This is a genomic window from Pseudoalteromonas sp. S2721 (assembly GCF_005887425.1).
Taxonomy (GTDB): Bacteria; Pseudomonadota; Gammaproteobacteria; order Enterobacterales; family Alteromonadaceae; genus Pseudoalteromonas; species Pseudoalteromonas simplex.
On the sequence record NZ_PNCZ01000072.1, the window covers coordinates 1 to 20568 of the forward strand.

The 20568-nt window shown below is 41.5% G+C and carries 20 protein-coding genes and 2 tRNA genes; 7 read left to right on the plus strand and 15 right to left on the minus strand.

Translation table 11 applies throughout. The features are described 5' to 3' along the window. Positions 1 to 102 precede the first annotated feature (102 nt). The 8 genes from CWC02_RS19155 to xerD form a co-directional block, all read right to left on the minus strand. Positions 103 to 179: transfer RNA gene (locus tag CWC02_RS19155), tRNA-Arg, on the minus strand. Between the two features lie 37 nt (positions 180 to 216). After that, positions 217 to 309, minus strand: a tRNA-Ser gene (locus CWC02_RS19160). Between the two features lie 112 nt (positions 310 to 421). Next, positions 422 to 619, minus strand: a complete 198-nt coding sequence (locus tag CWC02_RS19165; protein ID WP_054551252.1) for a hypothetical protein — start codon at positions 617 to 619, stop codon at positions 422 to 424. Between the two features lie 251 nt (positions 620 to 870). Further along, positions 871 to 2406 carry a lysine--tRNA ligase gene (gene lysS / locus CWC02_RS19170; protein WP_054551251.1) on the minus strand — a complete coding sequence of 512 codons (1536 nt, stop codon included), beginning with the start codon at positions 2404 to 2406 and terminating at the stop codon, positions 871 to 873. A gap of 26 nt (positions 2407 to 2432) precedes the next feature. Further along, positions 2433 to 3531 (minus strand): peptide chain release factor 2 gene (gene prfB, locus CWC02_RS19175; RefSeq protein ID WP_105181232.1). Its coding sequence is split into 2 segments (ribosomal slippage): positions 2433 to 3455 and positions 3457 to 3531, totalling 1098 coding nucleotides; the frame shifts between segments, so codons are not numbered across the junction. A gap of 143 nt (positions 3532 to 3674) precedes the next feature. Continuing rightward, positions 3675 to 5396, minus strand: a complete 1722-nt coding sequence (gene recJ, locus CWC02_RS19180; RefSeq protein WP_138619816.1) for a single-stranded-DNA-specific exonuclease RecJ — start codon at positions 5394 to 5396, stop codon at positions 3675 to 3677. A gap of 76 nt (positions 5397 to 5472) precedes the next feature. Further along, a complete protein-coding gene (dsbC, locus tag CWC02_RS19185) occupies positions 5473 to 6207 on the minus strand; it encodes a bifunctional protein-disulfide isomerase/oxidoreductase DsbC (RefSeq protein ID WP_138599639.1) in 735 nt (244 codons plus the stop codon). A gap of 59 nt (positions 6208 to 6266) precedes the next feature. After that, positions 6267 to 7154: a site-specific tyrosine recombinase XerD gene (gene xerD, locus CWC02_RS19190; protein ID WP_229677541.1), complete on the minus strand. Its 888-nt coding sequence runs from the start codon at positions 7152 to 7154 to the stop codon at positions 6267 to 6269. Between the two features lie 128 nt (positions 7155 to 7282). On the opposite strand from xerD, the gene fldB reads away from it, so the two are divergent. Next, a complete protein-coding gene (gene fldB / locus CWC02_RS19195) occupies positions 7283 to 7804 on the plus strand; it encodes a flavodoxin FldB (RefSeq protein ID WP_054551247.1) in 522 nt (173 codons plus the stop codon). A gap of 43 nt (positions 7805 to 7847) precedes the next feature. Here fldB and CWC02_RS19200 read toward each other — a convergent pair whose 3' ends face one another. Next, positions 7848 to 8276: a DUF2147 domain-containing protein gene (locus CWC02_RS19200; protein ID WP_138619817.1), complete on the minus strand. Its 429-nt coding sequence runs from the start codon at positions 8274 to 8276 to the stop codon at positions 7848 to 7850. Between the two features lie 104 nt (positions 8277 to 8380). Here CWC02_RS19200 and CWC02_RS19205 point away from each other — a divergent pair, with 104 nt between their 5' ends. Both CWC02_RS19205 and CWC02_RS19210 read left to right on the plus strand, forming a co-directional pair. After that, a complete protein-coding gene (locus CWC02_RS19205) occupies positions 8381 to 8815 on the plus strand; it encodes a hypothetical protein (RefSeq protein WP_138619818.1) in 435 nt (144 codons plus the stop codon). 57 nt (positions 8816 to 8872) lie between these two features. Continuing rightward, positions 8873 to 9556: a hypothetical protein gene (locus CWC02_RS19210; protein ID WP_138619819.1), complete on the plus strand. Its 684-nt coding sequence runs from the start codon at positions 8873 to 8875 to the stop codon at positions 9554 to 9556. A gap of 3 nt (positions 9557 to 9559) precedes the next feature. On the opposite strand, the gene CWC02_RS19215 is transcribed toward CWC02_RS19210, so the two are convergent. Continuing rightward, positions 9560 to 10258, minus strand: a complete 699-nt coding sequence (locus CWC02_RS19215; RefSeq protein WP_138619820.1) for a tRNA1(Val) (adenine(37)-N6)-methyltransferase — start codon at positions 10256 to 10258, stop codon at positions 9560 to 9562. Between the two features lie 76 nt (positions 10259 to 10334). Here CWC02_RS19215 and srmB point away from each other — a divergent pair, with 76 nt between their 5' ends. After that, positions 10335 to 11567, plus strand: coding sequence for an ATP-dependent RNA helicase SrmB (gene srmB, locus CWC02_RS19220; RefSeq protein WP_055198154.1), 1233 nt, complete (start codon positions 10335 to 10337; stop codon positions 11565 to 11567). A gap of 221 nt (positions 11568 to 11788) precedes the next feature. Next, positions 11789 to 12127 carry a BON domain-containing protein gene (locus CWC02_RS19225; protein ID WP_054551241.1) on the plus strand — a complete coding sequence of 113 codons (339 nt, stop codon included), beginning with the start codon at positions 11789 to 11791 and terminating at the stop codon, positions 12125 to 12127. Positions 12128 to 12148: 21 nt separating this feature from the next. Here CWC02_RS19225 and CWC02_RS19230 read toward each other — a convergent pair whose 3' ends face one another. Then, positions 12149 to 13081 carry an aq_1923 C-terminal domain gene (locus CWC02_RS19230; RefSeq protein WP_138619821.1) on the minus strand — a complete coding sequence of 311 codons (933 nt, stop codon included), beginning with the start codon at positions 13079 to 13081 and terminating at the stop codon, positions 12149 to 12151. A 41-nt stretch (positions 13082 to 13122) separates the two neighbouring features. Continuing rightward, positions 13123 to 14508, minus strand: coding sequence for a DNA repair protein RadA (radA, locus tag CWC02_RS19235; protein ID WP_054551239.1), 1386 nt, complete (start codon positions 14506 to 14508; stop codon positions 13123 to 13125). Positions 14509 to 14834: 326 nt separating this feature from the next. On the opposite strand from radA, the gene CWC02_RS19240 reads away from it, so the two are divergent. Continuing rightward, positions 14835 to 17315, plus strand: a complete 2481-nt coding sequence (locus CWC02_RS19240; RefSeq protein WP_138619822.1) for a PilZ domain-containing protein — start codon at positions 14835 to 14837, stop codon at positions 17313 to 17315. On the opposite strand, the gene serB is transcribed toward CWC02_RS19240, so the two are convergent. After that, entirely contained in the window at positions 17298 to 18317 is a 1020-nt protein-coding gene (gene serB, locus CWC02_RS19245; RefSeq protein ID WP_138619823.1) for a phosphoserine phosphatase SerB, read from the minus strand. The two genes, CWC02_RS19240 and serB, sit on opposite strands and share 18 nt — an antisense overlap. 125 nt (positions 18318 to 18442) lie before the next feature. Here serB and CWC02_RS19250 point away from each other — a divergent pair, with 125 nt between their 5' ends. Continuing rightward, positions 18443 to 19063 (plus strand): AhpA/YtjB family protein, encoded by a 621-nt coding sequence (locus CWC02_RS19250; protein WP_138619824.1) that lies wholly within the window; start codon positions 18443 to 18445, stop codon positions 19061 to 19063. Here CWC02_RS19250 and CWC02_RS19255 read toward each other — a convergent pair. Together CWC02_RS19255 and pdxH are read right to left on the minus strand one after the other, a co-directional pair. Next, positions 19030 to 19803, minus strand: coding sequence for a TatD family hydrolase (locus CWC02_RS19255; protein ID WP_138619825.1), 774 nt, complete (start codon positions 19801 to 19803; stop codon positions 19030 to 19032). The genes CWC02_RS19250 and CWC02_RS19255 overlap by 34 nt on opposite strands. Beyond that, the gene (gene pdxH / locus CWC02_RS19260) at positions 19804 to 20442 is read right to left on the minus strand and encodes a pyridoxamine 5'-phosphate oxidase (RefSeq protein ID WP_055020972.1); all 639 of its coding nucleotides are present in this window, start codon (positions 20440 to 20442) and stop codon (positions 19804 to 19806) included. Positions 20443 to 20568 lie beyond the last annotated feature (126 nt).

Genomic DNA, 20568 nt, shown 5'->3' on the forward strand with positions numbered 1-20568 from the left:
ATCCAGCTGAGCTACGCGTCCACACGCACATTTGAACATTGCTAATTTATTCTCTTAGCAAGAGACTCAAGTTTATACTCGATGCAGAGTCAAAGTAAAAAGTGGCGGACGCGGGAGGATTCGAACCTCCGACCGCCTGGTTCGTAGCCAGGTACTCTATCCAGCTGAGCTACGCGTCCACACATATTACTTTCAAGACATGCCATTTTAGAAAAATGGTGGAGAAGGAGGGATTCGAACCCTCGATAGAGCTACAAACCCTATACTCCCTTAGCAGGGGAGCGCCTTCGGCCACTCGGCCACCTCTCCGTCTTGTGGGGCGTATAATAAAGACTTCAGGAAATATGTCAAACACTTTTCAAGGAAAATCGTACAGATGGTTATAGATTATCCACAACGCACAAAAACAACTCGTTTTTGTTTACCCTTTAGTCGTTTTTTCTTTATCACTCAACGGCTCAAGACCCGTCAGTGGGATTAGTTCATCTGTTAATTCGGCTAGGTATTGGTCTTGATAACCCAATTGTTGGAATTCGGCGATGCAGGCACGATAAAAAGCTTCACGTTGATGCTCGCTTGGCGTTGTCTCTACTGAAGACTGCGAAGGCTTTTTTGTCATTATTATTAAGTCCGTTTAAACGTTGAAGAGAATGGCGTAATGATGTCATATCTTGTGTAAAAATAATACTATCGGACTTAGAATTAGTAGAAAAACTTTACAACTTAGTAACTTCGTTTGAAGAATAATTCAGCATTTTCTTTTAGATCAGCTAATTACAATTAAATATAAAAATTGAGAGCAATAAAAATCAGAAAATTCTGATAACAAAAACGCCGCTAAAAAGCGGCGTTTTCAGAACATTTAGCTGATTAGTCAGCTTGAGGACGCATGTGTGGGAATAGGATCACGTCTTTAATTGTTGGTGAGTCAGTAAATAACATCACTAGACGATCAATACCAATACCCTCACCCGCTGTTGGTGGTAAGCCGTACTCTAACGCACGAATGTAATCTTCATCGTAGTGCATTGCTTCATCATCACCTGCGTCTTTCTCTTCAACTTGACGAGCAAAACGCTCAGCTTGATCTTGTGCATCGTTAAGCTCAGAGAAACCATTTGCTAATTCACGGCCACCTACGAAGAATTCAAAACGGTCAGTCACAAATGGGTTTTCATCGTTACGGCGCGCAAGTGGAGACACTTCCCACGGGTAAGCGGTAATGAAAGTTGGTTGAATTAACTTATGCTCAGCAGTCTCTTCGAAGATTTCACACAAGAACTTACCTGGGCCCCATACGCAGTTTTCTGGGATCTTAACGTGTACTTGCTTTGCGTACGCTTTAAGTTCTTCAAAATGGTTTTCAGGGTCATTAAATACCGCAGCATCAAAGTCTGGGTTGTACTTAAGGATAGCCTCGCTCATTGTTAAACGAGCAAAAGGTTGTCCAAAGTCGTACTCTACTGAATCTACAACTTCACCATTTTCATCTTTCGTTGTGTTTACCACAATTGGTGAACCAAGTACGTCTGTCGCAACAGTACGTAACATGTCTTCAGTAATGTTCATCAGGTCAATGTAGTCAGCGTATGCTTGGTAGAATTCGATCATTGTGAATTCTGGGTTATGACGTGTTGATAAACCTTCATTACGGAAGTTACGGTTGATTTCGAATACACGCTCAAAGCCACCTACAACTAAACGTTTTAAGTAAAGCTCAGGGGCAATACGTAAGTACATGTCGATATCAAGTGCATTGTGGTGTGTGACGAATGGACGAGCAGACGCACCACCTGGGATCACTTGTAGCATCGGTGTTTCAACTTCCATGAAATCACGATCAGCTAAGAAACGACGGATACCTTCAACAACCTTAGAGCGAATACGGAAAGTTTCACGCGTCGCATCATTCGTAATTAAATCAACATAACGTTGACGGTATTTAGTTTCTTGGTCAGATAAACCATGGAATTTTTCTGGTAACGGACGTAATGACTTTGTCAGTAACTCGTACTCTGTCATTTCTACGTATAGGTCACCTTTACCTGATTTATTTAGTGCGCCTTTAACACCGATGATGTCACCGATATCAAGTTGACCGTATTTTGCTTTTAATTCTTTTTGTACGTCTTTTGATGCGTACGCTTGAATTTGGCCTTTCATGTCTTGTAACGCAAGGAAAGGACCACGTTTTGCAAGAATACGACCTGCAACTGATACAACATGTTGCTCAGCAACTAATTCTTCTTTCGATTTATCACCAAACTCAGCTTGCAAATCAGCCGTGTAATGTTCACGACGGAATTGGTTTGGATGACCGTTGGCTGGGCAATTTTCGCGGATTGCGTCTAATTTGCCACGACGCTCAGCGATTAACTTATTTTCGTCTTGGATTTGATCAGTCATTTTTTAGCTCTTTTTTAGCTTGGTGGTTATAGGCCAGATTTAAGGCTGGCTTCAATAAATTTATCTAAGTCGCCGTCAAGAACCGCTTGTGTATTACGGTTTTCAACGCCAGTACGTAAGTCTTTAATGCGCGAGTCATCAAGTACGTATGAACGAATTTGACTACCCCAGCCAATGTCAGATTTAGCATCTTCTTGGCTTTGTTTCTCAGCATTTTGTTTTTGAATTTCAAGTTCAAACAATTTCGCTTTTAACTGCTTCATTGCTTGGTCTTTATTCTTGTGCTGTGAACGCTCATTTTGGCACTGTACAACAGTGTTAGTTGGTATGTGAGTAATACGAACCGCTGACTCTGTTGTATTTACGTGCTGACCACCTGCGCCTGATGCGCGGTAAACGTCAATACGTAAGTCTGCCGGATTAATATCAATTTCGATATTATCGTCGATTTCTGGGTAAACGAATGCCGATGCAAACGAGGTATGGCGACGACCACTTGAGTCGAACGGGCTCTTACGCACTAAACGGTGAACACCTGTTTCTGTACGTAACCAACCGTATGCATATTCGCCAACAAAGCGTACAGTTGCGCCCTTGATACCAGCCACATCACCATCAGTTGCTTCAACCAGTTCAACTTTAAAGCCTTTTGCTTCACCCCAACGTAAATACATACGCAGTAGCATGTTACACCAGTCTTGGGCTTCAGTACCGCCAGAACCTGATTGTAAATCAAGGTAAGCATCGTTTTGATCATGGTCGCCTGAGAACATACGACGGAACTCTAGCTTTTCAAGCTGGGCGTTTAAATCGCCTAATTCAGCTTCAGCTTCAGCGAAGGTTTCTTCATCTTCAGCTTCAACAGCAAGCTCAACTAAACCTTCAACATCTTCGGTACCAGACACTAGATTATCAATGGTCTCAACAATAGCTTCGAGTGCCGACTTTTCACGGCCAAGTGCTTGAGCTCGCTCTGGCTCATTCCACACTGCTGAATCTTCAAGTTCTGCGTTAACTTCTTCTAACCGCTCTTTCTTAAGAGGGTAGTCAAAGGTACCCCCGAAGCAGTTCAGTACGTTCGCGAATTTCCTTGATTTGATTAATCACAGGATTCACTTCAAACATGTACATTACTCCAAAATGGCTGATTTACCGCGCACCGATATCGACAATAAATACGGTAAATTATCTACAAATATTAAAAACGCCCGATTTTAACAAAAAACCGAGCGTTTTATTAGCCTTTTATGTCGATTATAACGATATTTTTATGTCGCTTTTTGTAGCTCTCGAATAATCAACTGTAACGAGAATTTACCACGGAATTCATTTATATCGAGTTGATAAGCAGCTTTCACATAACGCACTTCGGTATCTGGCCATGCACGCACATCAACCCCAAATGCAATGCCATCAACTAATCGTCCAGACTGATGTTTTAAAACTAGTTTTAAGTGTTTTTCACCGACAATGCGCTGCTGTATTACTTCGAATACATGTTCAAACACTGGCTCTGGAAATTGCTGACCCCAGGGGCCGGCATTTTTTAGCTGGTTTGCAAACTCCATCGAAAAGCACTCATTAGGTAATTCACCATCGGTAAGTAAAATACTTTGCTTATGCTCTTCAGTGAGTGTGTCTGTCACCATTTGCTCAAACACGGTTTTAAATTCAGTAAAACACTGCTCATTGATACTCAGCCCCGCTGCCATGGCATGGCCACCAAATTTACTGATCAAATGCGGGTAGAGTGTATTTACTCGCTCGAGTAAATCACGCATATGTAGCCCTTCAATAGAGCGGCAAGAGCCTTTTATTTCGCCGTTATCGCCAGCTGCAAAAATAATCGTCGGGCGGTGATACTTTTCTTTTAAGCGGCCAGCCAAAATACCAATCACACCTTGGTGCCAATCAGCTTGGTATAAACAAATGGCATCAGGCACTGACTCGGTTTTAAATGCTAAACGATCAAGCACCGCTTGTGCTTCAGTTTGCATACCCTGCTCTATTTCACGGCGCTCATGATTGAGGCTGTCGAGCTCACTGGCAATACGGCGAGCTTGGTTTATATCGCTTGATAACAAACAGGCTATACCTAAACTCATATCATCTAAACGCCCAGCTGCATTTAAGCGTGGTGCCAATGAAAAGCCAAAGTCACTGGCACTTAAACGGGCCGCATTGCGATTTGCCACTTCAATGAGAGCACTAATACCAGGGCGTGTTTTACCACTGCGAATACGTGCTAAACCTTGATGAACTAAGGTTCGGTTATTGGCATCAAGCGCGACCACATCGGCAACGGTACCAAGGGCTACAATATCAAGTAACTCAGCCAAATTTGGCATTGGATTTTGCTGAAAGTACCCTTGTTCACGTAAGTGGCTACGTAAAGCAATGAGCAGATAAAAAGCCACCCCAACGCCTGCTATCGATTTCGATGGAAACTGACAGTCATGGCGATTCGGATTCACGATAGCATCTGCATTTGGTAGGGCTTCACCTTGTAAATGATGATCAGTTACCAGCACCTTAATACCTGCTTGCTTTACAATGGCAATGCCATCGACACATGAAATACCGTTATCAACGGTGATCACAAGCTCGGGTTGCATGGTTACTATTTGCTCAGCAAGTGCGGGGCTTAGGCCATAACCTAGGCTGAATCTGTCTGGTACCAAGTAATCAAGGTTCTTTAAGCCGAACATAGCAAGACCTTGCATTAAGGTTGCTGTGCTGGTTGCACCGTCGGCATCAAAGTCACCGACGATTAACACGCGACTTTGATCAGCTAGCGCTTGTTGCAGTAGCACAACAGCTTTGTCGATATCTTTAAACATCTTAAAGTCATGTAATGTTGCAGCGCTATTATCGAGTTCAGTGGCACTTTGCACCTGTCGAGTCGCATATATTTGCTTAATTACAGGATGTAAATGGTGTGGTAAATGCGAATCATCAACACGAGGACGAGCTTGAATTATTTTTTCCATGTCGGAAATGGTACTTCTTTGCTTAAGACAAATAAAAAAGGCCTACGACAAATAGGCCTTTTCGTTAAAAAATCAGTTATGAAGATGTTTTTGGTAAAGCATCAAGCGCTTGGCTAATTTGCGCAGCTGATTGATAACCTGGGATCATGGTACCATCTTCTAAAATAATTGCCGGTGTGCCCGACATTCCAAAGCTTTGACCTAGCTGGTAGTGCTCTGCAATTGGTGCGTTACAACCAGGCACGGCAGCGACTTCTGCACCCGCTTTTGCTTCTGTTAATGCTTCAGCAGGGTCTTTAGCACACCATACATTCATTAAATCTTGGTAACCTTTACCACGTAAACCACCACGTGGGAAAGCAAGGTATTTAACCGTGATACCCGCGTCTAAGAAGTCATCAAGTTCACGGTGTAATTTACGACAATAACCACAGGTGATATCGGTAAATACTGTGATCGAATGCTTTTCGTCTTTCGCTTTGTAAACGATCATAGAGTCTTCGTACTCAGCAACACCTTCTTTACGAACGTCACTTAGAGCATGCTCTGTTAAATTAACTCGATTATTAAGGTCAATCAGTGTTCCTTGCATTAGAAATTGACCGTCAGGGCTTGCGTACAACACGCCTTTGTCAGTAATTAGTTCTTTAAGACCTGCCACTGGGCTTGGGTTGATTTGCTTAACGGTTACGCCTAATTCAGCAAACTTAGCAATGATAGGGGCATCAGCAGCGTCTGTTGTTGATACGCCATTGGCAAACACATTTAAGCTTGTGCCTAGTAGTGCTGTGGCTAAAACTAACTTTTTCATAAATATCCTATATCCTGATCATTTTTTATATAGACCGGTACATCTTTAAAAATCTTGCACTAAGCACGTGGATGATGTTGCTCGTGTACCGACTTCAATCTTTCATTCGCTACATGGGTATAAATTTGTGTTGTTGATAAGTCACTGTGACCTAACATCATTTGCACGACTCTAAGGTCCGCCCCATGATTAAGCAAATGCGTTGCAAACGCGTGTCTGAGCGTATGCGGTGATAACGGCGATTCAACTGATGCCAAAATAGCATAGTGTTTGATGCGATGCCAAAAAGTTTGTCGTGTCATGCCAATCCCGCGCTTTGATGGGAACACAAAGTCAGTGGCATGTTTAATCATTTGCGAACGACCCACTTTTAAAAACTGCTCAAGCCAGTACATTGCTTCTTCACCTAAGGGAACTAAACGCTCTTTATTACCCTTACCTTTTACAAAGACCACCGCTTGGCGCAAATTAATTTGCTCCATTCTGAGTCCCACCAGCTCAGTAACACGGAGTCCTGTGGCATATAACAGCTCAAGCATGGCTTTATCGCGAAGCCCCATTGCATCTTCTATGTCTGGGGCTGCAAGCAGAGCTTCGACTTCGGCTTCTGACAGTGTTTTTGGTAATGACTGCCCTGCTTTTGGCTGAGCAATATTGACCATCGGCGAATCAGCAATGGCTTTTTCGCGCACAAAATACTGATAAAAACGCTTAAGCGCACTGATGCTACGTGCAGTACTGCGCGACTTCAGTCCTAAATCAACACGGTATGCTAAATACGCTTCAATATCATCTGAGCGAACGGCTAGTAGGTCTTTATCTTTTAAAAATTGGCAAAACTTTTCAAGGTCACTGCGATAAGCGGCTAATGTGTTTTCGCTGACTCCCTGCTCAAGATACAGCGTATCTAAAAATAACTCTAAATGTTCGGCGTTATTTGCTGTTATTACACCTTTTTGGGCTTGTGAATTATTATCAGCCACGCGTACTCTCATCCTTATCAAGGTATCAATTGATTATACCTTACGGTAAACTTACGCCTATCATATCAGGCAAATACACAGTGATAAATACGATGCAGATTGGTTTATTTTATGGTTCTACAACCTGCTACACAGAAATAGCGGCAGAGAAAATTCGCGATATTATTGGTCACGACATCGTGAGCCTTCACAATATCAAAGATGAGCCATTAAAAAATGCAGAGCAATTTGATTTCGTTATCTTCGGCATTTCAACTTGGGATTTTGGTGAGTTGCAAGAAGATTGGGAATCAATCTGGGACGACATTAAAGATGTTAACCTAAACGGCAAAACCGTGGCTCTGTTTGGTATGGGCGATCAACAAGGTTATGGTCAGTGGTTCCAAGACGCACTTGGCATGTTACACGATGAAATTTGTGATCAAAGCATTACCTTGTTAGGCAAATGGCCTAACGATGCAAGTTATGAATTTGAGGCTTCAAAAGCACTCACTGAAGATGGCAAACAATTTGTTGGCTTAGCCCTTGATGAGGACAGTCAATACGAGCTTAGCGATGAGCGTATCGCAAGCTGGGTTGAACAAGTCATGACTGAGTACAGCGAAAGCTTGTAAGTCATGAATAAAAAAGCCAAGCATTGCTTGGCTTTTTTAATGGTTATTCAACACGTTGCCAATATTGATTACGATAGAAAAATGCAATATATCCGCGTACTTCAAGCACCTTACCTTGTTCTTTTGGAGTCAGTTTAAGGGTATAGGTTTTACCATTGTTTGGGTCTAGGATTTCCCCCTCTTGCCAGCTACCATCACCGGCATCTTTAGCACCTTCTATAATTTGTAACCCTAAAATTGGCTGATTTTTCTTATCACCTTTACACTCTTCGCAGATTGCATCTTGCTTGGCTGGGTTAAGGATTTTTTCAACACTACCAACCAATACACCATCTTGCTCACTAATACGTACTAAAGATTTCGCTTCATTCGTTTCTTCGTCAATGGTTTTCCAAAGACCCACTGGCGTCAATGCGGCAAAGCTCAACTGAGAAAATAATAAGGTAGATAAAACAATTGATAAACGGAACATAAAAAACTCGTATAAAACTTAAGACTTTGGCACTATATCAGGGCTTAAGCAAACACACCATTTTGCTTAGCTCTGAAATCGACACAACATTGCGAGGGAACACAATGAGTCAATTCACATTAATTACCGGTGATATTGTCAGTTACGACAGTAATCAGGTTGCTACAATTAACGCCACGGGCGAAATAAAAATAAATCGCTTTGCTGAGCCATTATTTATTCCTGATAGCGCTAAAGCCGCCATTGAGCTGGGTCGGCTCGATGATAACTTGTTTAATTTAAAAAAGTTATTACGCTCAGGCTATGCCGATCCCTGCCCTACGACCCGCGTGCTAATTGAAACCACACATCCTTTACCTGACATCGAAGGTCTGCTGGTCAAGCGCCGCTTTAGCATTATTGATTTTTGCAGCGCCGAAATAGAAAAGTCGCACAGTAAAGCTGTATTAGATACCCTATTAAAGCTTGAATATGTTCAGCAAATTCAGCTTGATGAAGTCATGCAATTACAACCACCGGTACAATTTAACAATCAATAAAGGTACAATAACTTATAAGTATGCTAAACAGCTCCTTCATTTGTAAAAGGAATAACAATGAAAAGTGCGCTACCAATAATAGCTGCCGCAAGCATTTTGCTCGCAGGGTGTGATGAATTAGAAGTTGAAGAAACTCATAACTTTGGCGACGAAATGTATGAGAACAATTACACGCTCGTAAATACCACTGATTTAGAAGTGGATTATTACATGGCGAACACTGATTTATTTGGTGATGCTCAAGAAGTTAAAGACTCTGAATACTATGTTGATACGCTTGCATCGCAATCACCTCCCGTTGATGTAATACATGCTCACAATGAACGCAGTCGTATTTCCTTTTATGTAGTCGATCACAGCGACACAAGTAACTCAGCCACACAGATGTATCAGGTAGCTCAAGATCAACCTTATCATTTTGTGGCTTGGCAAAATGAAGAAAAGCTCCGTTTAACACTCGTCAAAAAAGCCAATGATAATAAAGATGACTTTTTTGCGATTCGTATTCTCGCAACTGAAAACCTTCGCTTAAAAGTCGAAAAACAACTCGTTAATTTATATCAGAATCAATTAAGTTACTGGTACCACATTGATGACTGCGCTGATGACTTGAAAATATCAAGAATTAACGATGAGGATAAGCGAGTCTATGAACCCGTCTCAATCTGCGACGCATCATATGGGCAGTCATATACCTTGCTCTTAAGTGAAGATGGCCTTGAAGCGAGCATTGCTGAATAACCATTACATCTTTAGGTAAAAAGCTTTACATAGCTCCTTATAATCTTGGCTGTAGCTGCCATCAGCTGCATGTATGGTTAACGACGTTGTTTCGCATTCACCGTTGTTTTGGCTGAATAGCATCAGGCTTCTGCTCGCTTGCTTTTTGTCGGTGGTGCGAACCAAGCAATGGCGGTTTAAGTACCAGCCAGCTTGCTCGGCAACAGCAATGAATTGTTGTGCCTCTACGCAAGGCAAGATCACATTCAAGCGTGTTTTACTGTGACTCAGTCTAGAACATGATGCTATTAATTCGCTGAAGCTAAGGCCATCAGTATGGCGGGCAGTATTTCGAGCATGATTATCACCTTTTAGGCTCGCATTAAAATAAGGTGGGTTAGTGATGATCGCATCAAAAGGCTCTGCTGCACTAAATGACTGCACAGCTCCTTCGAAAAGGTTTATATCAAGCCAAGGGCTAGCCGCAAAGTTGTCTCGAGCATCATTACAGGCACCAGAATCAATTTCAATGGCACTTACTTTTGCATCAGGCGCTCTTTGTTTTGCCATTAACGCCAACAACCCTGTGCCTGTACCAATGTCTAAAATGCGCTTAGCACCACTCACATCAGCCCACGCCCCTAACAAAATACCATCGGTCGATACTTTCATCGCTGCGCGCGTTTGCGTTACCGTAAATTGTTTAAACACAAAGCCTGACATTTTTTCACCTTTTCATTCACCACAGCCGCGTTAACGCGTATAATTAGGCTCAATTGTCCTCTATTTATGTCACTCTATGCAATTTTCTGAATTTGATATCGATAACAAGCTGTTAAATGCCATTAATAAAATGGGTTTTGATACGCCAACCAGTATTCAACAACAAGCGATCCCTGAAGCTCTTCAAGGTCGTGATATTTTGGCATCTGCCCCTACTGGTACGGGTAAAACAGCCGCGTTTTTGATCCCTGCAATTCAATACTTGCTTGATTTCCCGCGTCGCGATCCTGGCTTTGCACGCGTATTGATCATGACACCAACCCGTGAGCTTGCTTACCAAATTCATGAGCAATGTGAATTACTCGCAGCACAAACTCATCTTAAAATTGGGGTTGTGACAGGTGGTATAAACTACGGGACACACAGAGAAATTTTCGAAAGCAATAACGATATTCTCATTGCCACACCAGGGCGTTTAATGGAGTACCTCGAAACAGAGAACTTCCATGCTGAAAACGTTGAAATGCTTATTCTTGATGAAGCTGACCGCATGCTAGACATGGGTTTTCGTAAAGAAATGCTACGCATTTGTGATGAAGCACGTAACCGCCGTCAATGTTTCTTATTCTCAGCCACCCTTGAAGGTGACAGCGTTGAGTTATTTGCAGAGCGAATCTTAAACGATCCGGCACTGCTTGAAGCCGAATCTTCACGTAAAGAAAAAGGCAAAATCCATCAATGGGTTCACCTTGCGGATGACTACGACCACAAGCTAAAAATGTTGGTTGAAACGTTAAATGGTGACGACATTCATAAAGCAATTGTGTTTGTTAAAACTCGTGAACGCCTTGAGACACTGGTTGGCGAGCTAAATAACGAAGGTCTTCGTGTTGCTTGGTTACGCGGTGAAATGCCACAAGATAAGCGCATGAAAGCGATGGAAAACTTTCACTCTGGCCGCAACAATATCCTAGTTGCAACAGATGTTGCTGCTCGTGGTATTGATGTAGCTGATATCAGCCATGTTATCAACTTTGATATGCCACGCACCGCAGACGTATATGTACACCGTATAGGACGTACTGGCCGTGCTGGTAAAAAAGGCATTGCGATATCATTTATTGAAGCTCATGATGTGGCAATTGTTGGTAAAGTTGAGCGCTACATTGAGCAAAAGCTTAAACGCCGCGTAATTAAAGGGCTTGAGCCACAGCACAAAGAAGCGAAGATCCCATCTAAGAAGAAAAAAGATCCAGTAAAAATGAAGGCAAAGAAAAAAGCCAAAGCTAAAACGAAGAAGAAAAAGTAGTTTTAACTTTAACATCATAAAAGTAAAAATGCCGAGCTTGCCTCGGCATTTTTGTACCCTACCCTTTTTACTTATTTAGTGTGTAATTAGTTCACACTTTTTTACCCATACAGACCGGCAAAAATAGAAAATCTATTAAATTCAAAAACTTAAAAAATGGAATAATAATTGTAACTGGTTCAGCAATAGTTCACAGCAGACTAGAACAACGAGGGAATTGTATGAGCCGCTTCAAATTAACCATAGTAATTACTTTATTAAGCTGTATTTTTTTACTTGCTTGCGCAACGAATGTGAGTGCCAATACTAGCGTGCTAACAACCAGCACATCGGCACAACCTCGCCTACAACAAATGGCCCTGAAAAAGTTAACAAATAATCCGAATTTTAAGATTAAGCATCTTCAGGTGATTATCGATGGCAATACTGTTGAATTAAAAGGTATTGCAGAAACAGGATTTCAACGTGCTTTAGCGCAGAAATTTTTGGAGCACAGTCATGGTGTAACCCAGATCAGAAATAACCTTAAAGTGAACGCATTAAACAACCCGACACTTTAAGGTTAATAATTTAACAGAGGTTTATTTACCGCTTGCTTGTAAATTAATGTAGCTAGCTAATTCTTCTGGCTGCCCCATTAACGCCATAATCTGTTGGTTTATCTCCATCATGGTTTTTCCTTCAGGTAAGCTTGCTGACACAGTCAATTCAGACAATCCACTTACGAAGTTTGTGATAGCAGCTGCTAGCTCTTCACTTACTGGCGCCTGTTGTAACTGCATGGCAACAGTCTGTTGGAACTGCTCGTGGCTCATACCTTGTGCTTCTAAGAAACTATCAACAACTGCTTTAAGCTCACCTTCGTCGGCGATCGACATATTAATGCTACGTGGCTCAAGTTGAGTCATTGCAGCCATCATTTTTGATTGCTGTTGCAGTTGTTGCTCTAAAGTCAGCTCTGCACCTTGCGCTTCATTTTGCATTTTACTTATTGCCATTGATGCTTCCATTAATGGCGTTGAGTTGGCAAGGCCTAAGTTAAAACGCACATCAGCAACTTGGTTTGCAATAACGTTTAAAGCAAAATCACTGCTACCAGTGTCTTTATCATAATCTAGCGATGAATTTACGTCATAGCTTGCAGATGCTAACTTATTGTTCGCATTTTCAGGAAGTTGCGCTAAAAAGTCATCACTAAAACGAAAGCTCTTCATTACAAAACCAGTGTGAGGCGGCACTGCATCGACTTCATATCCTGTCACTTCAATATTGTCGATTGTGGCAATCATCTCATCACCAGTATAGCTTTGTACCTTAATCCCTGAAAGCTGCATGCTGCTAGCAAATACATTTGCTGAAATATCATTGTAAGTAATATCTACACCACTTTGCGCTGATAATGCACTTATTTGCTGATCAACGACCTTTTTTACTTCCTGTGTAGCTGCGTAGTTTGCGTAAAACGCACCGCCAACAGCCGCAGCAACAACCGCTGCTATAATTAACTTTTTCATTTTATTTCCTTTAATTGGTGTAAATTTTTAGCAGTGTATCATTAGTTGATTAACGACAATAGTTCATGCACGGTTTTCACTGGCGTGATCTTAGCGCCAAGCCCTTCCATTGATTTATGGTAATTGCGATGCGGAATAAAAATCTCTGTAAAGCCGTGTTGCGCAGCCTCCTTCACTCGAGGTACGCCGCTGTCGATTGGTCTTACATCACCATTTAAACTAAGTTCGCCCATAATACAGGTGGTGCGTGGTACAACAAATTCGTTCAAGCTGCTTAATAACGCTGCAACCAATGCTAAATCGATACAAGTCTCTGACTCATCGATTTTTAAGCCACCGACAATATTAAAAAAGGTGTCGTGAAAGATTTTTGTCTTTGTGTGTTTACGTAAAATTCCCGTGAGCATCTTAATACGATTCATGTTCAAACCAACACATACCCGCTGTGGAAACTCAGCTTCGGTTTCTGTAGTTAAACATTGAATTTCGAGTAGTAAGTTACGGTTACCTTTACGTATACAGGTAATGGCTGAGCCTGGGGATTCTGTGCTTGAACCAGATAAAAAGATTTCGCTCGGGTTATCAACGCTCAGCATTCCGCGTTCACACATTCTGAAAATACCCACTGTGTCGATATCACCAAAACGGTTTTTATTGGCACGCAATGTTCTGACTTGCCCATCGTTAGTATCAATATGCAGTAAGGCATCAACTATATGTACCAGTGTTTGCGGCCCAGCAATTTCGTTATTTTTGTTTACATGGGCAATGATGAACATAGTTACATCGTTTTGCTTACAGTATTGCGTTAATGCTTGAGCTGCACTTTTTACCTGTGACGGTGAACCTGGACTACCATTTGCCGTTTCTGTCACCACTGCCTGAATTGAATCGATAACTGCAAATTTAATTTTGTTTTTATCGAGTTCTTCAATGATTGCTTCAACACTGGTTTCAGAAAGCAAATAAAGCTCATCTTCGTTATAATCTAAGCGCAAGCGATTCACTCGGTTTTTAAACTGAGATAAAGACTCTTCCGCTGTACAGTATAAAGACGGCATCAGCTTTGACATACGTGCAACTAAATCAGACAACAAAGTCGTTTTACCGGCACCAGGGTCGCCTGAGATAATGTTGACGGAACCTGTCGTTACACCACCGCTTAATACTCTGTCTAACTCACCGATTTCGGTAAGGCGTTTTTCTGCCTCGGTGGTTGCAACTTCGTTGATTTTCTTTGAGCCACCGCTTGCGATACCGGCATAGCCTGCCACTGCAGCACGACTTGCCGCTTGCTTTGATTGCCCTGCCGATGGTTTAAATTCTGCAAGTGTATTCCATGCACCGCACTTACACTGCCCTTGCCAGCGCTGATAGTTCATGCCGCACTCAGTGCAAACAAATTCGATTTTTGCTGATTTTGCCATTCGGCCTTACCTATTGAATTATTCTATTTTGACTAATTAGTAACTTAAAAAACTGACTAGCTAAATATTTCATGTATAGTAGTTTTATGAGCTGAAGCCTTTGAACTTAAATCTGTTCGGCTTTTTTACACAGCTATAAGCGCAATAAAAAGTGCTTTAAGGCACATTTTTTGCTTATAAATAAAACTTTACAATTCTTGCCATTTATTTGGCAGGTACTTATAACAATAACTAATACAATAAAAAAGTAGCGATTACTCAAGTTTTAATAATTTACTGCCTGCAAGTATACCTACTTTTTTAGATAGACGGTGATGGTTTTATAAATGGCTGAAGACATTTTGCTTAAATATGAGAGCCTAGTTGAAGAGCTAAAGGCGCATTTAGGCACTCCTAAGTTTGACAAACTATTTAAATCAAAGACAGCTAGCTTAACGAAGCCAGAGCAGTTTTTGATTAAAATGGAAATGTCACGCTTATCTCAGCCAGTAGCTCGCTTTATTGATTTACGTGGTCAAGTAACTGGTCAAGTCAAACCCTACGAATATGATGGCAAACAACACTTTATGGACGATACCGCCATTGAAGTGTTCGAAGATGCTATAAAACGCCACGGTGGTTATACTCTTGCTGTTTACGAAGCGGTAATGAACACCGAAAACAATCACCGGGTAATGCAGAAAAAAGCCGCTGAGCAAGCTTTAGCTGACGATAGTGCCGCTACAGAGCAGCCAGCTAAGGTTATTAAGTTTGCATCATACGAGAGTCGCCGCGAAGAGCGGATGAATTACTCAATTAAAATCACCGTTGAACTCGATAAAGACAACAAAGTTGCAGCATCAACGTCTGATATTTCTCTGAGCGGCGCTAAAATAAAACTAGCTCCACGTTATCAAGTTAAAAAAGGTCAGTTAATAGGTCTTCGCTTAGTTGGCTTAGAGCAAGATTTTGAGCTTGGTTTAAAAAACGGTATTCAATATGAAATCGTAGCGGTAGAGAAAGTTTCTCGTGAATATAACCATATACGCCTAAAGCGTACCTTTATTGAAAATAACGAAAAATTTGATGAGTTTCTAGAAAGCTTTATCCATGGCAATAAACGTCGCTATAAGGTTAATCTCGACAACACCTTAGATGCTGTTGTTTCAAAAGGCTACGAGCAATACTATATCCCTCGTGTTACCTCACTTTATACCTTTTTAAGCCTACAGGGTGATAAGCTATATCCTAGCCTTGCGCTAACCACAGAAAATAATATTTTTATTCAACGCTATTTTTGTGATGAGCGTAAGTTGTCTTGCCTGTACAGCATCATCAATCAACAACGATTGGGAGACTTACTAAGCTCTCCAGAAGCTGTTAAAGAAGAGTATTTATATACTTTTACTCATACCGTTGCCGGGAAAATTTATTATTATTCTGCAACTCGATCTGAGCTTGATAGCCAACCAAACTTAAAAAATTTATTTTTAGGATTTGGTAGCCAGAAAGATAGCTGGCAATGCTTTAAGCTTCAGTTGATGCCAAGCCATCCGGAAGATTCGTATATTCCACTGTCGCTACCAAGCAGTGCTGGTAAAAACATCGAAAAACTAAATAAGCCACCGACACCTCGTGTGCAAGGGTTGATCAAAGATGTTAAATATCTACTTATTTTGACCTCAATCGGTACTAAGTTTGAACAACAAACGTACCAACAGCTTGATTACAATAAAGATGCGGTAAACCAACTTAAACAGTTTGGTCACAGTAAGCATAAAACGCCCCCTCATTTAGAGCCTGTAGCGCTTGAGTATGTGAACCTTCGTGCTCATAAACGCTATTTATACAAAACAGCTGTAAGTGTAGAACACCATGAGCAAACTATTACAGGCCATACCCGTGACTTATCTGTGATGGGCTTACAAATTGAGTTCGACCAGCCTGTTGAGTTCAAAAAAGGCGATATCATTAAATTAAACTTGCCTGAATTGCAAAAAATCACCAAAAAGCATGATTTAACAAACCTTGCTTATGAAGTCATGGCGGTGAGTAAGTCACTGACGACCGTGAATTTAAAAGTGCATCGAATTACTGACTTACCGCATATGGCAATTAAGTTTTTCACGGTATTAATTGATAACAACAAAGACAAGCTACGTGTTTGTGAAGAATCCCCTAAAATTCCAGGGCTATCAACTGCACTAAGAAATATGGTGACTAAAAGCGTATGCCAGTTTCCGTTTTATTTACATAAAGAAGCAGCGCATTTTAAAACCGGCGCTATTGGCCAAGGCTTATACCCAAGCCCACTGCATGTTTTATTACAAAATTTTGGATTGTTAAATGAAACAACTAGTATCGATGGTTTCTTATCGACAGATCAAATTACAGAAGTGATCACACCGCTGATCAAAGACCGTAGTCGCCAAGACCCACCGTTACCATTCACTTTATTTGTTCGCTTTGACCCACGTAAAACTGTTATAAGCGATGCCATTACTAGTCGTTGTATTAGTGAAGATGACTATAAACCACAAACCTTGTTTGTAAAAAAAGCACTAAAAAGCGATTTAGTATATATTTTCAGGCTGTACATTTCTCGCACAGGGCGGCCTGATATTGATTATTTGGCGAATGAATTGAAATATATTAGCCAGTACGCATTACATAAAGCAAAAGATCTTGAAGAAGCGCTATGGGCAGTAGCTGGCGTAGGCGATATAATTGATATTACCGACGAAGCGCTTACCCATTTTGATATTGACCAAAGGTTGATCAATGAAATGAGTAAACGCAAAGCAACATGGTTAAAGCGAGTAATCTAATGGTAGGCCAAGCAAGTAGGCAACTTGTAGTAATGAGCCTTCATTAATTGCTGTTTGTGCTTGCTCAACTACTTTCTGTTTACCGTGCACAGCAACACCAAGCCCTGCAGCAGCCATCATTTTCAAGTCGTTTGCTCCATCACCCATGGCAACAGTTTGGCGGTTATTTAAGGTAAGCCTTTGTTCGATTCGTTTAAGTACACGGGCTTTTTCCTCAGCATCAACTATCGTGCCTATGACCTTGCCTGTTAAACGATTATCTTTGAACTCAAGGGTATTCGCATGCACTTCATCTAAATCAAGCAGTGACTGCACTTGCTCTGCAAAAGGCACAAAGCCACCTGATGCGATTGCTAAATGCCAATTATGCGCTTTTAGGTATTGGCATAATTCACTCACCCCCGGCATCAGCGGTAAACGCGCTTTTAAGCCATCAATTAAGTCACCATCGATACCTTCAAGCTTAGCAACACGCTGCTTTAAGCTTTGTGCAAAATCTAGTTGACCAGCCATAGCTTGCGCGGTTACCGCTGCAACTTCGTCATAAACATCGGCTAGGCGCGCAATTTCGTCGATACATTCAATAGTAATAGCTGTTGAGTCCATATCCATCAGCAATAAGCCTGGTTCATTTACCGTTGGCGGATCCGTTAATTGCACCAATTGAATACCCAATTGCTTAGCAAACTCAACTAATACTAGTGGACTAAGTACTGTTGTTGTTTCGCTATGAAAGCCCCACGCTACTGGCATGTCTGCGACTGGCTGGTAACAACAAAGCGATAAATTACTAAACCCTTGCGCCGATAAAAAATCACTAATCGCAAGTAATTGCTCAGCATTAAGCTCATTACCAAAAGCAATACTGAACACGCCTTGATTTGCTTTTGGCGTAAAGTCTGTTGTAATAAGGTGTTTATTTTCAATTTTATACCAGCAATTTAGGCTGATTTGTTCAGCTAAATTTGCTGAAGGTGTAGCAGCTAAGCTAAGCTGTGACATAGTGGCTCCACATTAGACTTATGTCTGTCCTTGGAAGTGCTTTTGGCACTCGCACTCAAGGGGCTGTTAAAGTTATCATGTTGTACCATCAAAATTAAATGCTGTCAGTAACGTATACGGTGACTATGAAAAATAACCAACTTAAAATTCCCTTTTCAGCCACTTATCGCCAACGTGTTGTGCGCTTAAGCTTGGCTACAGCCTGTTTTGTGCTGTTAAGTTGGGTTGCCATGAATAGTAGCTTTCAAAGCCACCAATTACTTTATGATAGCGCTGATAGCACAGCGATAAGCTTAACCAAGTTTATGGCACTGAATGCCAAAACGCCGCTACAAGAAAAAAATAAACCTGAATTAAATGCGTTGTGTAATCACATTGCTAAAGATGAGTATGTGTTAGCGGCAACGATTTACGATCAGCAAGGAATCCAAATTGCTGCCAGTGATAATTGGCAAAGCCACCACACCTTTGGTTTATTACCCGATTCAACCCCTGGTATAAGTAAGCTTAAAACCCCATTTGTAGAGCCTGTGATAAGTGATAATGAAAGGCCTATTGGTTTTGTATCGATAACCTATTTAACACAGGCTTCTATTGCAACCAGCCACAGTAATTTCCATGACTTAGGGCAACAAGTGTTATTAATGTTGGTGATCACCTGTATATTCACTTGGCAATTGGGTCGAGGCTTGAAGCTTTGGCAAATAAATCGTTATATCAAGAAAAGTTCAGAGCAAGAATCGTAGAGTTCTGCAGCCAGTTGCAGCTTTGCATCGCCTGTCGCGCCTTTAAGCTCACATAAATGAGTAAATACATCGCGCACCTTTAGCGGCGTATTAACCTGCCCTTGAAAACCTGCCAGCGGCATTGATGGCGAGTCGGTTTCAAGCACTAAATGCTGCAGCTCAATTAAGCTGATAACTTTACGAGTTTTAGCAGCACGAGGGTAACTTATCACACCACCAACACCAAGTTTAAATCCTTGTTTTATATAACTCTGAGCTTGTTGTTCTGAGCCAGAAAAGGCATGAATTACCCCGCCAAACTTTGGTTTGCAGCGCTTAAATGAGCGAGCAATTAAATCATGGCTTTGCCTATGATGCACAATAAGTGGTAAAGCAAGTTGGTTGGCAAGCTCTATCTGTCCTTCAAATAACTGCGTTTGTTTATCGAGGTTATCGATGCTTCGATCAAGGCCGCACTCACCGATGGCAATAAACTGCCCTGAATGGGTTTTCGCTAATTGCTCTAGTTCAGCGAGATGATGAGTTTGGTGATCAGATAAAAAATAAGGATGTAAACCTAAAGCTACTGAAATACTTGGCTCTGATTTAGTAAACGATAATAGTTTTGTCGATTGCGCCAAGCTCACACCCGGCACAATAAAGTGCTCGATCCCTACTTGCTTACATGCTGTTATGAGCTCTGTGCGAGTCTCATCAAATTCGCTAAAATCAAGGTGACAGTGGGAATCGATAAAACGCATTTACGGATTTAAGCGACCAAACTGCCAACTACCATCGGCTTGGCGTTGATACATAAAGCGGTCATGTAAGCGGTGTGCTCCGCCTTGCCAAAATTCAATTTTAGTAGGCTCAACACAATAGCCTCCCCAAAAATCAGGCAATGGAATTTCACCCTCAGAAAACTTTTGCTTCATTTTCGCAAATGTTTCCATTAATACCTTACGTGATGACACAGGACGACTTTGCTGAGAAGCCCATGCAGCTAACTGGCTTTCTTTAGGACGCGATAAAAAGTACTTAGCCACAGCAGTTGTTGGTAAGGGTTTAGCCTCGCCGTAGACTATGACTTGTCGCTCCATGTGGTGCCATGGGAAATGCAGAGAAATTTTGTTATTACCTTTTAGCTCCTGCGCTTTGCGCGAGCCGGTATTAGTAAAAAACACAAAGCCATTTTCATCAAGATGCTTTAACAGCACAATACGCTGCGAAGGCTGACCATGCTCATCAACCGTTGCAACGACCATCGCCGTAGGATCAGGCAAATTAGTTGCAACAGCTTGCTCAAGCCATTTCTCAAACTGCTTGATTGGAGATGCATCAAGCATGTCTTCAGATAAACCATCCTGTAAATATTCACGGCGAATATCTTCAAGTTTCATAAAATTCCCTCTATCGCTACTATCAGCTATCAGCTATCAGCTATCAGCTATCAGCTATCAGCTATCAGCTATCAGCTATCAGCTATCAGCTATCAGCTAAAGATTAATCAAGGTTATTGAGCTGTC